The sequence below is a fragment of the Flavobacterium sp. N502536 genome (genome assembly GCF_025947345.1).
In the GTDB taxonomy this organism is placed as follows: domain Bacteria; phylum Bacteroidota; class Bacteroidia; order Flavobacteriales; family Flavobacteriaceae; genus Flavobacterium.
Window position 1 is genome coordinate 4,118,298 of sequence record NZ_CP110011.1, and the last position, 13,062, is coordinate 4,131,359.

Consider the following 13,062-nt stretch of genomic DNA (forward strand, 5'->3'; position numbering starts at 1 on the left):
TTTAATATTAAGGATGTGAATTTTATTTTATAGATGACAAATGTTTAATCTATAATTCAAACCCTAATATTAGCAAATACAATTTGCAGTTTTTCGTGTTCCGCTTTTGAGCACAAAAAAACATCAAAACAAAACGGACTTTTACTATTATAAAAACGATTCAACATTCTTAATAAAGAACTATTGAGCCGGTTTCTATAGGAGTTAAAATGTCTTTGTTTACTGTTTGTTTTCATCGTGGCAAATGTAAAAAATAATATATACCTAAAGCAAAGCTTTTTTATTAAAAAAAGTTTAATACTTATAATCCTGAAACGCGTCTAGAATTAATTTATTTTCAACCGATTGGTTAATTTTTATTTTTCCGATTCCTTCGATTAACGCAAATTGAATTAAACCGTACTCATTTTTTTTGTCGTGAATTAGCAATTCAAGGATCGGATCGATATCATTTTCTTCGATTTCTACATCGTCATAAATGCTTTTAAGATTGCTTTTAATTTCGGCATACTCTGTTTCCGTAATTAGTCCTTTTTGCAGGGATATGTAGCTTTCAAGGATCATTCCAATCGCTATGGCTTCACCGTGCAACAAGGTTGTTTTGGTTTCACTTTCCAAAAAGTAACTTTCAATAGCATGTCCTAACGTATGTCCGAAATTCAATGCTTTACGAATGTTTTTTTCAGTTGGATCCTGAATTACAATGTCGTTTTTAATTTCAACAGAGCGATAAATCAACGCATCAAGACCGTCATATTCAATTGCTTTTAAATCTAAAAACTGTCTCCAGTAGGCTGCATCGTAAATCAAACCGTGTTTTAGCATTTCGGCAAGTCCTGAACGCATTTCGCCTTGCGATAATGTTTCAAGATAGTTTATATCAATCAATACCATTTGAGGTACGTTAATTACACCGATCTGGTTTTTTAAATTGCCTAAATCTACTCCGGTTTTTCCTCCAACAGAAGCATCCACCATAGATAATAAGGTAGTAGGGATATTGATAAAATCAACTCCGCGTTTAAAGGTCGAAGCGACAAAACCTCCTAAATCTGTTACAACACCACCACCCAGATTAATGATAAGCGACTTTCTGTCGGCACCAAGCTCTGTCAATACTTTCCAGATTTCGATACAGGTTTCAATGTTTTTATTGATTTCTCCGGCTTCAAATTCAATAATTTCTATTGTCAAATCAGTTTCAAGCAAAGGCAGGAACTTTGGCAAACAATACTCATTGGTTTGGGTATCAACGATGATAAACAAATTAGAATATTTATTTTCTTTTAAGTGATTGTTTAAAGCTTCGTATGCAGTTTGGTTAAAATGCACAAGATAATTATTGGCTTGGATGGATTGCATATGTCTGTAGTTAATTGAAAGCGCAAAATAAGGCATTTTTCACTAAATAATATCCAAAGTTTTACTCTTATTTGTTTTAAAATGAATCATTCTAGATAAGGACCAACGCGTTTGTTTCGAATTTTCTTTCAAAAAAAAGGAATCGACTAGGCTTCTAATGTTATAATTTACAGAAATGTAACAATGTTGTTGCCGATACTGAAAAATTGGGTATCGATTAGTGAAGAATATTCAAAACTCTATCTATATTTGCATAAAAAACTGACCTTAATGGAAAAAATATTTGATAACACTCAGGTTGCATTTTCACTAAAAAGTGATACGGAACTTGACAGAGCTTATTTTCTTTTTAAAATGATCGACAGCCAGCCCTTGGTGAGGATAGGAACCGCTGTTACCAATTTTGCAATTAAAGCAAATCTTCCGGTAGAAGGATTGATTCGCGCAACTGTTTTTGACCATTTTTGTGGTGGTGTAAACGAAGACGATTGTATTACAGTGGTAGACAAAATGTTTACCAAAGGTGTTTCATCAGTGTTGGATTATTCAGTTGAAGGAAAAGAAGAAGAAGAGCAGTTTGATGCTGCTTTAGAAATGACTTTAAAAACCATTGAATTTGCTAAAGAGCGTTTGGCGATTCCGTTTGCTGTATTTAAGCCAACAGGTTTTGGTCGTTTTGAATTGTATGAAAAACTAGGAGAAAAACAAACGTTGACTCCAACAGAACAAGCAGAGTGGGATAGAGTAGTAGCCCGTTTTGATAAGGTTTGTGGTGAAGCTCACAAAAAAGATGTGGCTTTATTAATTGACGGTGAAGAAAGCTGGATGCAGGATGCAGCCGATGATTTGGTTACAGATATGATGCGTAAATACAACAAAGAGAAAGCGATTGTTTTTAATACTTTGCAAATGTACCGTTGGGATCGTTTGGATTATTTGAAAAAATTGCATGAAGTAGCTAAAAATGAAGGTTTCTTTATTGGAATGAAATTGGTACGTGGTGCCTATATGGAGAAAGAAAATAAGCGTGCAGAAGAGAAAAATTATGTTTCGCCAATTTGTGTCTCTAAAGAAGCTACAGATATTAATTATGATGCTGCTGTACATTATATGGCAGAACACCTGGATATTATGTCGATTTTCGCAGGGACTCACAACGAATTGAGCTCTTATAAATTGATGGAAATGATGCAGGAAAAAGGAGTTGCCAAAAACGATACTAAAATCTGGTTTGGACAATTGTACGGAATGAGTGATAATATTAGTTATAATTTAGCTGAGAATGGCTATAATGTGGCGAAGTATTTACCATTTGGACCTGTGAAAGACGTGATGCCGTATTTAATTCGTCGTGCAGAAGAAAATACTTCTGTTGCGGGGCAAACAAGCCGCGAATTGTCTATGATTAAAGCAGAACGCAAGAGAAGAAAAGGAAAATAGTAGTAAAAATTCCAATAAATTTAAAAATCCCAAATCCCAATTGTTATGATTGGAATTTGGGATTTTTTGTATTTGGAATTTAGGATCTCCTAATCGATCGCTTAAATCGGATAGGTTTTTAAAACCTGTCGGGTTTAAATCTTCAATAAAAAAAATCCAAATCCCAACTGTTACGATTGGAATTTGGAATTTGTATATTGGAATTTCATTTTTTTAAAAAGAGACCTGGCATTGCAACACGACCATGCCCAATCGATCGTTTTGTTTGTAAGCGCCTAGTAGTGTTTTATCAAACACCGCTCTGTTTTGATAGTTTAAACTGAATTTTGGTCCCAAAGTACCTGTAGTGTAATAATTTACGCCTAATTCGTACATAGTCATTGGTGTGTCTAAAGCTTCTAAATCGGCAATTTGTGTAGCGGCATAAGGCTGAAAACGGCCTTTCTGGGCTGGATTGTCTGATTTCCCAAAAAGATACCCTAGCTGTGCGTAATAAATATTTCCGGTACCTACACCAATAAACCCTGCGCCTGAACCATTTATTAAAGTATTGTCTCCAATAGCGGGATTCGGGGTGTTAACGGACTGAATGTAGTTTTTACCATAATTATTGTTGTTGAAAGCGGCGTAAGCTGTTATAGCAGCTCCTTTGTTATTAATCTGACTGTCGTAAAAAACATCAAGACCTAAGATTTTCATGTCGTCATACGCAACTGTTGCATCGGGTGTTAGACGCCACATGGCTTTGGCCTGGGTCATATAACCTAAGGCAACATTCAGGATTTTCTTTGTGCCTAAGTAAGTTCCTTTATGGTAGGCATCTTCAAGCGATTCTTTATCGAAGAAAGAATAAGTTAGAATCCCCGAGTATTGTGCTCTTGGTGTTTGCGTGCTTACCGAAGAATTTATTCCCAGATTGTCTGCTGTATTTCGATACGGATTTGTGATAGCCGCACGGTAATTAAACTTGCCCAAATATCCTTTAGCATAAATGCTTAAATTTCGATTTCCGAAGGTTGATGATATGTTTGTAAACTGCTGGTACATTGGAGTGTCCAGCGTAAGGTGTGATGAAGAACTGTTTGCCGAATAACGCGTGGTTCCTGCTCCCCAGGCTGTCAATCCACCACCGATATGAAGTTTTTCGTTGAAATGGTACTCTCCCAATGCGTCCATAACCGAAAGAGGTGCATTTGAAGGACCGTTATTTTGAGTAAAATTAATATTGTTCTGACCTAACTGAAGATGAAAGAAAATATTCTCAGTCAGCATTCCCATAGCCTGCAAACGCAAACGTCTGATTACAACATCATAAGTATCGCTAACTTCATTTGTGCCAATTTTACTGCCTTCGTTCAATTCTGCATATCTTCCCCAAACCTGAAGGTTCATTCCGAATTTGATGTATTGCGCTCCGTCTTTGGAAATGTTAACTACGTTAAAAGGTTTTTCCTGAGCCAGAACACTGATGGTATTTAAAACAATAAACAATAAAATTAAAACGATTCTTAAATGTGGCATTACTTTAAAATTAAAATGAGTTAGTACTATTTACATTTCGGTTAAGAGTTGCTGAATTGAAGATTACTTAAGTTTTTATAAGTTCCGTTCTCCAAATTGATTAATTCCTGGTGTGTACCTTCTTCTGTAATTTTTCCATTATCGAGAACCAAAATTTTATCAGCATTTCTAATAGTCGAAAGACGGTGAGCAATAATAATACTGGTTCTTCCTTCCATTAAAACTTCTAAAGCTTCCTGAACCAGTTTTTCACTTTCACTATCCAAAGAAGACGTGGCTTCATCTAAAATTAAGATACTTGGATTTTTAAGCAATGCTCTGGCTATAGCGATACGCTGACGCTGTCCGCCAGACAATTTAACACCGCGTTCTCCTACCAGAGTCTCGAATTTTTCAGGGAAACCTTCAACAAAATTAAAGGCATTGGCTTGTTTTGCAGCTGCTATAATTTCTTCGTTGGTAGCATCCGGTTTTCCGTATGCGATATTTTCTTTAATCGTTCCTCCAAACAGAATAACATCCTGAGGAACAATACTCATATTGCCGCGTAGATCTTCCAAATCGTAATCATAGATGCTTTTTCCATCCACAATTATTTCGCCTGAAGTTATGTCGTAAAAACGTAAAAGTAAGGAAGATATAGTCGATTTTCCGGCACCACTTGGGCCTACAATCGCAATTTTCTGACCGAATTCGGCTGTAAAATTCACATCTTTTAAAACCTCAATTTCCTTTCTTGAAGGATAGCTGAAGGCAACATTTTTGAAGGCAACATTTCCTTTGATTTTTTCGATAGGAGTAGTTCTCGCTTTTGCATTGATCTCTTCCGGAGTTTCTTCCAGTAATTCAAAAACACGTTCGGTTGCACCTACTGCTTTTTGAATCTGAGCATACATCTCGGCAATACCTCCAAAAGAGGCTCCGATAAATGTAGTATAAAGTACAAACGAAATTAAATCTCCAACACCTTCAACTTCGCCTTTAATGGTTAGGGTGATTCCGTACCAAACTACAGCAACCACGCAGCCAAAAAGACAAAGGATAATAAACGAAGCAAAGTAACCTCTGTACTGTCCGCCTTTAATAGCGATTTTTACAATTTCTTTGATTTTATTTTTATAACGCTGGATTTCGTACCATTCGTTGGCAAAAGCTTTTACATTGCTGATTCCTTGCAGCGTTTCTTCAACAATTACCTGACTTTCGGCTACTTTATCCTGTGTTTTCTTTCCGTATTTACGAATGAATCTTCCAAAAACAACGGCTGCTACCGCTACAATTGGCACGATGGCCAACATCATCAGGGTTAGTTTTGGACTGATGTTTCCTAAAATAACAAATCCACCAATAATTAAAATCAGCTGGCGTAAAAACTCAGCAATGGTAGTGGTGAAGGTGTCTTGCAGTTGAGAAATGTCAGCGCTGATTCGGCTGTTTAATTCCCCAATACGTTTTTGGGAATAAAAAGACATCGGTAATTTTACTAAATTCTCATATAACGCAAAACGAATATTAGAAAGCGAATTTTCGGTAAAATTTACAAAAAGTGAAATTCTGAAAAAAGAGAAGATCGCCTGTAGTGTCAGGATAACCATAAGACCAACGGCAATTTCGTTGGCTCTGTTCAGGTTTTTATTTGTCACACAATCCACCAGCATTCCCATTAATTTTGGAAAGGCGAGGGCAGTGGCACTGGTTAACAAGAGAAAAACCAAACCCAGGAAAAATTTCCATTTGTGGTTTTTACCGTATTTAAAAATTCGAAGTGCTTTTTGAAGTGAATTAGAGTCTAATTTAGCTTTAGGTAAATCGTTTTCTTGATATCTAGGCATTTGAGTATACTATTAAGGTATGCAAATGTATGATTCTAGCCAGTGAATACAAAAGAATATTCGAAATTACCCCTTGAGATTTCATTTTTTAACTAAATGGGAAAGAAAGCTAAAAAATATTTGTTTTTTAAGGGGTTGATAAATAGATTGCTAAGAATTATTTTGAAAAACTATTTCATTTTTTTTCAAAATAAGCTTGTAAATGCAAAATCTAACTGTATATTTGCACTCGCAATCACAAACGATAGCAACCTAGTAAAATAGGGCGATTAGCTCAGCTGGTTCAGAGCACCTCGTTTACACCGAGGGGGTCGGGGGTTCGAACCCCTCATCGCCCACAAAAATACAACCTTCAAAGTCATATGATTTTGGAGGTTTTTTGTTTTATGGAAGATCTATGGTGTTGTTGTTTGTATTTTATTTAGCGAAAGCGGGTAGGGGTTTAAATCCTTGGTCGCCTACAAATAACACCACCTCTAAAGTCGTTTGATTTTGGAGGTTTTTTATTTTATGAGGACCTATGAGTTGTTGGTTACATTCTATTCGGTGAAAGAAGGAATAAATTAATCATTAACTTAGCTTGTTCAGATCAAGTAAATTAAAGTAGGAAAATATAGTTTATAAATCAATAAAAAAAGATAATATGAGTGCACATAACAATGCAAAAAAAGGTGATATAGCAGATTTTGTTTTACTTCCTGGTGATCCAAAAAGAGCAAAGTTGATAGCGGAAACGTTTTTAACAGATGTAATATGTTATAATGAGGTGAGAGGAATGTTGGGCTATACTGGTTATTATAATGGTAAGAGAGTTAGCGTGCAGGGTACAGGTATGGGGATGCCATCAATTTCTATTTATATTACAGAATTGATCGAAGAGTATGGTGTAGAAACATTGGTTAGAATTGGGTCTTGCGGTTCTATTCAGGAAGATGTAAACATGATGGATATTGTTTTGGCCATGAGTGCGTGCACGGATTCCGGATGAATAAGCTTCGATTTAATGGGAGTGATTTTGCTCCGACAGCCAATTTTGAATTATTAAAAAAGGCTAATGAAATTGCAGAGAAAAGTACGGTAAAAACCCATATAGGGTCGGTATTGACCTCTGATTTTTTCTATACTGAAAGTCATTTAGGTGATCCTTTTTTAAATTGGAAAACTTACGGCGTATTGGGTGTTGATATGGAAACAGCTGCGTTGTATTCTATTGCTGCTAAATACAGAAAAAAGGCGCTGTCTATTTTGACGGTATCCGATCATATTCTTAGAAAAGAGTCTTTATCGGCAGATGACAGGCAAAATTCTTTTAAAGAAATGATGGATTTAGCGTTGCAGTTAGCTTAGTTAAATTGTGTTGAAATATTAGGTTGCAGAGGTTTTGTTTTAATCCCTCATCAACCATCAAGTAACTCCTTAAGAAATTAAGGAGTTTTTTTATGCGTTGCATTTTTTAATTTTCTTTGGACGAATAGGTAAATGGAATTACTTTAAAATAGACTTTACTTAATTACCATTTCAAAAAAAACGATTTCTCTAAAAAGCCAATTCCGGTATTGTTTTTTTGTGTAGTATTGTAAAATCGTATGCTTGATAGAAGTGAGTTACCGCTTCGGTTAAGGAGCAGCTGTACACAGAAAATAAGTGAATTGCAAGTAGATCAAAACCTATGGCAGACAGGAAATGAAAGAAATTATCGAACTTTCGGAGAAGACAATAACTATCGACAGAAACGAATTTCTGAAGGTGAAAGGCAGCATTGATACCAATATGTATTTTATAGTAAGCGGAAGTCTGAGGATTTTTGTTTTAGACGAATATGAAGAACGAACAATCCGATTTGGTTATAAAGAAAATTTGATCGTTTCATTGGATTCATTCTTGACAGGTAAACCTTCTGATTTGTTTATTCAGGCGATCAAAAAAACGGTGCTAAAAGTGGTGGACAAACAACAAATTGACCGATTTTTAGAAACAGAAAGCAATAGAAATCTATGGATAAAAATTCTGGAAAATTTGGTAGTGCAGCAAATGGAACGCGAGATTGATATTCTGACCAATTCGCCAAAAGAAAGATATGAAAGGGTTTTAAAAAGAAGTCCACAGCTTTTTCAGGAAGTTCCAAACCGGCATATTGCCAATTATTTAAGAATGAGTGCCGAAACTTTATCCCGGCTAAAAAAGTCTTGACTTCGATCAAGATTTATTGAAAATGCTTTTTACAATTTTGCATAAAGAAAAATAAAACTATGCAATCAGAGAAATTAATACAGACGCTTTTAGAGCAGACAAGGCAAATTATCAATCAGGCAGAAAAATTAAAAAATTATGACTTGAATGCTTTAACTTGGAGGGAAAACGAAACTTCCTGGAGCATTCTGGAATGTTTGGAACATTTGAATTTGTATGGTGACTTTTATTTACCGCAAATAGAAAGCGAGATAAAACAATCAACCACCAAAGCTGATGTTGAATTTAAAAGTGGATTTTTAGGGAGTTACTTTGCAAAAAGCATGTTGCCAAAAGAAAAGCCAAACAAAATGAGAACTTTTAAAGACAAAAATCCGTTGAATACTAAACTGGATCAATCGGTAATTGACAGGTTTGTAAATCAGCAAATCAAACTTTTAGACTTGTTAAATCAATCGGGAAAAGTGAGTTTAAACAAAGTGAAGATTAAGATTTCAATTTCAAACTTTATTAAGTTAAAACTGGGAGACACTTTTCAATTTTTGATCAATCACATGATTAGACATTTCAATCAGATTGACAAAATACAGATTGCGATGAAAAATGCCTGACAGCCAATTGCAGAATTAACAAAAAGATTAGACACCACTTTTGAACACTATAGGATCATGGACAGATATAAAGAAACATTTGAAACCTGGAACAAAATTGCTTTGCCCTATCAGGATAAGTTTATGGATTTGGATCTGTATAACGACACCTATGACTTTGTTTGCCATTCACTTGATAAAGCAAATCCCAAAATTTTGGAGATTGGTTGTGGTCCCGGAAACATTACAAAATACCTGTTATCAAAACGACCTGACTTTGATATTTTTGGGATCGACATCGCCCCAAATATGATAGAACTTGCAGCTAAGAACAATCCAACGGCGAGTTTTACTGTGATGGACAGCAGGCAAATCGATGAAATTAAAGTAAAATACGATGGGATAGTTTGTGGTTTTTGTTTGCCATATCTGTCTGAGGCAGATAGTAGGAAGCTTATTAAGGACTGTTTTAATTTACTGAATGAAAATGGATTGGTTTATATGAGTTTTGTAGAAGGTGACTCCAGTAAATCCGGTTTCCAGGTGGGTAGTAGTGGTGCCAGGAGTTATTTCTATTATCATAATTTAAATGATTTAAAAGAACTTTTTGCCGAGAATCAATTTGGAGAATTTCAAATATTTAAAGTAAAATATAAAAAATCAGAGACCGAAATGGATGTTCATACCATAGTAACGGCCAGAAAAAAATGGAGCACTTAAACCGATTTGACTTATTTTTAAAGTTTATAAGCATTCCTGAAATGCCTTCAAACTCTAGCAACTTTGCACAGAAGGCTTGTAGAGGGGATTGGCTAAAATTATTTGATTTTTTTTCAAAATAAACTTGCAAATACAAAATCTAGCTGTATATTTGCACTCGCAATCACAAACGATAGCAACCTAGTAAAATAGGGCGATTAGCTCAGCTGGTTCAGAGCACCTCGTTTACACCGAGGGGGTCGGGGGTTCGAACCCCTCATCGCCCACAATAACTCCTTATTTTTCTAAGGAGTTTTTTTATGGCTTACCGAACTACCACGGATTTCAAATCTGTGTTAACGGACTAGGGGAGATACTCAAGCGGCCAACGAGGGCAGACTGTAAATCTGCTGTGTGAACTTCGCAGGTTCGAATCCTGCTCTCCCCACAAAAGGGTAAAAGAAGTAAAAGGAAACTTTTCAATCTTTTAAAAACCGAAAAATTTCAAAAACCTGTAAATCGAAAGATTCACAGGTTTTTTGTTTTTAAGGCTATTTGAAACTTAATAAAATAGGATTAGGTTCAAAAAACTGCAGGTTTCCAGCTTGTTTTTTGCGGCTACAGCCAATCAAAATTTTATTTACCCTTAAGAGTATTGTGAATTGATAAAATTTTATATTTTTGCACTTTTTTTATTCATTCTAAATAAGAATAGTTCGTAATTCTAAGTTTATTTCATGAAGCTCAAAATAGTATTGCTCTTTATATTCTCGACGACATTTTTAATCGCACAAAACACAATCTCTGGTAAAGTAAATGATGAATACGGAATTCCGTTAAGCGGGGTTAATATTCAGCTTTTAGGTACAGAAACAAATGTAAAAACTAATGCTGACGGACTTTATCAGATAGAGAATCTGGCAAAGGGCAGCTATACCATTGAAGCGAGCTTAGATGGATATGTCTCCAGGAAACATAAAATTGTTTTAGAAGATTCTTTCAATTCTTCGGTTGCCATAACTTTAGAAAAGGTTCATAAAACGCCGAAAGAGGCAGAGAAGTTAAATGATGTAGTAGTAAAGGGGGTATCTGAAAAAAAGAAAAAAGAACAATCGGCACAAGCAGTTTCCGTAATAGAAATGCGGGAAGCCAAGTTTAAAACTGCTGATTTAGGTGAAGTACTTGCTCAAACGCAGGGTATCAGTGTTAGACGCAGCGGTGGTTTAGGTTCCAGAACAAATTTTTCGATGAATGGACTTACAGGAAATCAAATCAGGTTTTTCTTAGAGGGTATTCCATTAGAGTATCACGGTTATACTTTCGGGATTTCAACAATTCCTGTTAATTTGATTGATCGAGTTGAAGTTTATAAGGGAGTTGTTCCTATCGAATTTGGAGCAGATGCTCTTGGTGGTGCTGTCAATTTAATCACTCCAAAAATAAAGCCTGGTTTTAGTGGATCTTTCTCAGCTCAGGCTGGCTCTTTTGGAACTTACCGAACATCACTAATACTTAACAATTATAATGAAAAGACGGGCTTTTTTATAAGAGGAAGTGCATTTTACGACAGCTCTCAAAACAACTATAAAGTAGATGTTGATGTTCCGGATAATGCCGGGAAAATCAAAAAAGTAACCGTGCCGCGATTTCATGATGCATACAAAGGCATTGGAGTGCAGTTAAAAACGGGTATAAAAGACAGAATCTGGGCAAAGGAATTGAGTATTGAAGGATTTTATACCGATTATACAAAAGAAATTCAGCACAATCAGTTAATGGTTGGAGTTCCTTACGGGGAGGTGATGACTTATCGAAAAGCAGCCGGATCGGTTCTTACCTACCGCAATGATTTTGGTGAAAACTTTACACTCGATTTTATTTCGGGATATAATTATAGGGAGCGCCAGTTTACCGATGTATCTGATTTTGTATACAATTGGTATGGCGAGCGTATTGAGGGGTCTGCAGGGAATATCAGCGGCGAAATTTCAGAATCTACTGGTCCGAGTGACACGTATACCTGGAACAATGATGTTTTTTCACGACTGAAAGCTTCATGGAAAATTAACGATCGATATGCTTTGAGTTTTACTTCAGCGCCTACCTATTCGAAACAAACCGGAGACGACCGACTTATTAACGGTTATGATCCGGCCAGTGCTGCAAGGCAAATGTTTACGTGGATTAATGGTGCAGACTTTAAAATAAATGCTTTTAATGAAAAATTAGAGAATGTTTTTTTTGCTAAAAATTATTTGCAAAAAATCAGTTCTGAGGAGAAAATTCCCTCTAATAATTCCGTAATAAAAGAAAAGAATAGTGTGAACTATTTTGGTTTTGGAAATGGATTTCGTTTTAAATTCAACGAGCAGTTTTCTACCAAATTAACGTATGAATATGCTACCCGTCTGCCTCAAACCGATGAGTTGTTTGGAGACGGACAATTCATACAAGGGAATATAAACTTAAAACCCGAACGCAGTCATAATGTCAATTTTGAGCTTTTTTTCAAGTCAAAAGGAAATTATGAAAGCAGCAACTGGCAAGTGCAAACCAATGTCTTTTTGAGAAAGATAGACAATCAGATCTTATTTGTGCCGAGTGTGGATCGCAATAATGTTTATCAAAATGTATTTGCAGCCACTTCTAAAGGAATTGAAGTTTCGGGCAGCTGGACTTCAAAAGACGACAAACTCTCTTTTCATGCGAATAGTACGTATCAGCATTTTTATAATGACTCAAACGAAGGAATATTTGCAGCTTACAAAGGAGACAGAGTGCCTAATCAGCCTTATTTTTTTGCCAACGGCGGGGCTAATTATTCTTTTCACAACATAATTGGCAAGACAGATAAATTATCTCTTTTTCTCGATGTTAGATATGTATATGAATTTTTCAGAAGCTGGGAAAGTGCTTCAGTAAATCCGTTTGTTATCCCGAGCCAGAAGACTTTTGATTTTGGTACAACCTATCACAATAGCATAAAGGGAGCCAAGTATGCTATTACAGCAGAAATACAAAACTTAAGCAATGAAAAAAATTATGACTTCTTTGGAGTGCAAAAGCCGGGAAGATCATTTAATATCAAACTAGTAACTCAATTTTAATTATATAACCAAACAGCAATGAAAACAAATCGATTTTTTATAAAACATGCAGTATTAGCCCTAATGTGTTCGGTATTTGCCTTAACATCATGCAGTTCAGAGGATACCAAAACAGATGAAGGTCAAGGTAAGAATCCTGCGGTTATTGCATCAGTTCGTGTAAATACGCCTGGCGGCAGAGTTTTTTATTTAGGAGCATACGATAAATTTCCTTCGACTCTTGATTATAAAACAATGACAGAGATAGGCCCGGGGCAACAGTGTATTCGTATGGTGAACATCCTTATGTTTGGAATGGTACAGCTTCAACCTTAACCAAGT

At 35.7% G+C, this 13,062-nt stretch carries 9 protein-coding genes, 3 tRNA genes and 1 pseudogene; 10 read left to right on the forward strand and 3 right to left on the reverse strand.

Annotated elements, in window-relative coordinates; genetic code table 11:
* Positions 1 to 294: 294 nt before the first annotated feature.
* On the reverse strand, positions 295 to 1,362 hold the full coding sequence (aroB, locus tag OLM61_RS17365; protein WP_264523867.1) for a 3-dehydroquinate synthase: 1,068 nt from the start codon (positions 1,360 to 1,362) through the stop codon (positions 295 to 297).
* Positions 1,363 to 1,632: 270 nt separating this feature from the next.
* On the opposite strand from aroB, the gene OLM61_RS17370 reads away from it, so the two are divergent.
* Entirely contained in the window at positions 1,633 to 2,802 is a 1,170-nt protein-coding gene (locus tag OLM61_RS17370) for a proline dehydrogenase family protein (RefSeq protein ID WP_264523868.1), read from the forward strand.
* Between the two features lie 213 nt (positions 2,803 to 3,015).
* Here the strand turns inward: OLM61_RS17370 and OLM61_RS17375 are convergent, their stop codons facing one another.
* Both OLM61_RS17375 and OLM61_RS17380 read right to left on the reverse strand, forming a co-directional pair.
* A complete protein-coding gene (locus tag OLM61_RS17375) occupies positions 3,016 to 4,323 on the reverse strand; it encodes an OprO/OprP family phosphate-selective porin (RefSeq protein ID WP_264523869.1) in 1,308 nt (435 codons plus the stop codon).
* 41 nt (positions 4,324 to 4,364) lie between these two features.
* The gene (locus OLM61_RS17380) at positions 4,365 to 6,155 is read right to left on the reverse strand and encodes an ABC transporter ATP-binding protein (RefSeq protein ID WP_264523870.1); all 1,791 of its coding nucleotides are present in this window, start codon (positions 6,153 to 6,155) and stop codon (positions 4,365 to 4,367) included.
* Between the two features lie 263 nt (positions 6,156 to 6,418).
* Here OLM61_RS17380 and OLM61_RS17385 point away from each other — a divergent pair.
* The 9 genes and pseudogenes from OLM61_RS17385 (at position 6,419) to OLM61_RS17425 (ending at position 13,056) form a co-directional block, all read left to right on the forward strand.
* Positions 6,419 to 6,493 (forward strand) — tRNA-Val (locus tag OLM61_RS17385).
* Between the two features lie 305 nt (positions 6,494 to 6,798).
* A pseudogene (gene deoD / locus OLM61_RS17390) lies at positions 6,799 to 7,502 on the forward strand (purine-nucleoside phosphorylase).
* A gap of 336 nt (positions 7,503 to 7,838) precedes the next feature.
* Positions 7,839 to 8,345: a Crp/Fnr family transcriptional regulator gene (locus tag OLM61_RS17395; protein ID WP_264523871.1), complete on the forward strand. Its 507-nt coding sequence runs from the start codon at positions 7,839 to 7,841 to the stop codon at positions 8,343 to 8,345.
* A gap of 59 nt (positions 8,346 to 8,404) precedes the next feature.
* On the forward strand, positions 8,405 to 8,956 hold the full coding sequence (locus OLM61_RS17400; protein ID WP_264523872.1) for a DinB family protein: 552 nt from the start codon (positions 8,405 to 8,407) through the stop codon (positions 8,954 to 8,956).
* A gap of 57 nt (positions 8,957 to 9,013) precedes the next feature.
* On the forward strand, positions 9,014 to 9,655 hold the full coding sequence (locus tag OLM61_RS17405; RefSeq protein ID WP_264523873.1) for a class I SAM-dependent methyltransferase: 642 nt from the start codon (positions 9,014 to 9,016) through the stop codon (positions 9,653 to 9,655).
* Positions 9,656 to 9,846: 191 nt separating this feature from the next.
* Positions 9,847 to 9,921 (forward strand) — tRNA-Val (locus OLM61_RS17410).
* Positions 9,922 to 10,001: 80 nt separating this feature from the next.
* Positions 10,002 to 10,082, forward strand: a tRNA-Tyr gene (locus OLM61_RS17415).
* Positions 10,083 to 10,371: 289 nt separating this feature from the next.
* Positions 10,372 to 12,741 carry a TonB-dependent receptor gene (locus OLM61_RS17420; protein ID WP_264523874.1) on the forward strand — a complete coding sequence of 790 codons (2,370 nt, stop codon included), beginning with the start codon at positions 10,372 to 10,374 and terminating at the stop codon, positions 12,739 to 12,741.
* An 18-nt stretch (positions 12,742 to 12,759) separates the two neighbouring features.
* Entirely contained in the window at positions 12,760 to 13,056 is a 297-nt protein-coding gene (locus tag OLM61_RS17425) for a hypothetical protein (RefSeq protein ID WP_264523875.1), read from the forward strand.
* Positions 13,057 to 13,062 lie beyond the last annotated feature (6 nt).

Excerpts from the sequence above, each read along its gene's own strand:
- aroB (WP_264523867.1), bottom strand. The coding sequence starts at position 1,362 with ATGCAATCCATCCAAGCCAATAATTATCTTGTGCATTTTAACCAAACT.
- OLM61_RS17370 (WP_264523868.1), top strand. The coding sequence starts at position 1,633 with ATGGAAAAAATATTTGATAACACTCAGGTTGCATTTTCACTAAAAAGT.
- OLM61_RS17375 (WP_264523869.1), bottom strand. The coding sequence starts at position 4,323 with ATGCCACATTTAAGAATCGTTTTAATTTTATTGTTTATTGTTTTAAAT.
- OLM61_RS17380 (WP_264523870.1), bottom strand. The coding sequence starts at position 6,155 with ATGCCTAGATATCAAGAAAACGATTTACCTAAAGCTAAATTAGACTCT.
- OLM61_RS17395 (WP_264523871.1), top strand. The coding sequence starts at position 7,839 with ATGAAAGAAATTATCGAACTTTCGGAGAAGACAATAACTATCGACAGA.
- OLM61_RS17400 (WP_264523872.1), top strand. The coding sequence starts at position 8,405 with ATGCAATCAGAGAAATTAATACAGACGCTTTTAGAGCAGACAAGGCAA.
- OLM61_RS17405 (WP_264523873.1), top strand. The coding sequence starts at position 9,014 with ATGGACAGATATAAAGAAACATTTGAAACCTGGAACAAAATTGCTTTG.
- OLM61_RS17420 (WP_264523874.1), top strand. The coding sequence starts at position 10,372 with ATGAAGCTCAAAATAGTATTGCTCTTTATATTCTCGACGACATTTTTA.
- OLM61_RS17425 (WP_264523875.1), top strand. The coding sequence starts at position 12,760 with ATGAAAACAAATCGATTTTTTATAAAACATGCAGTATTAGCCCTAATG.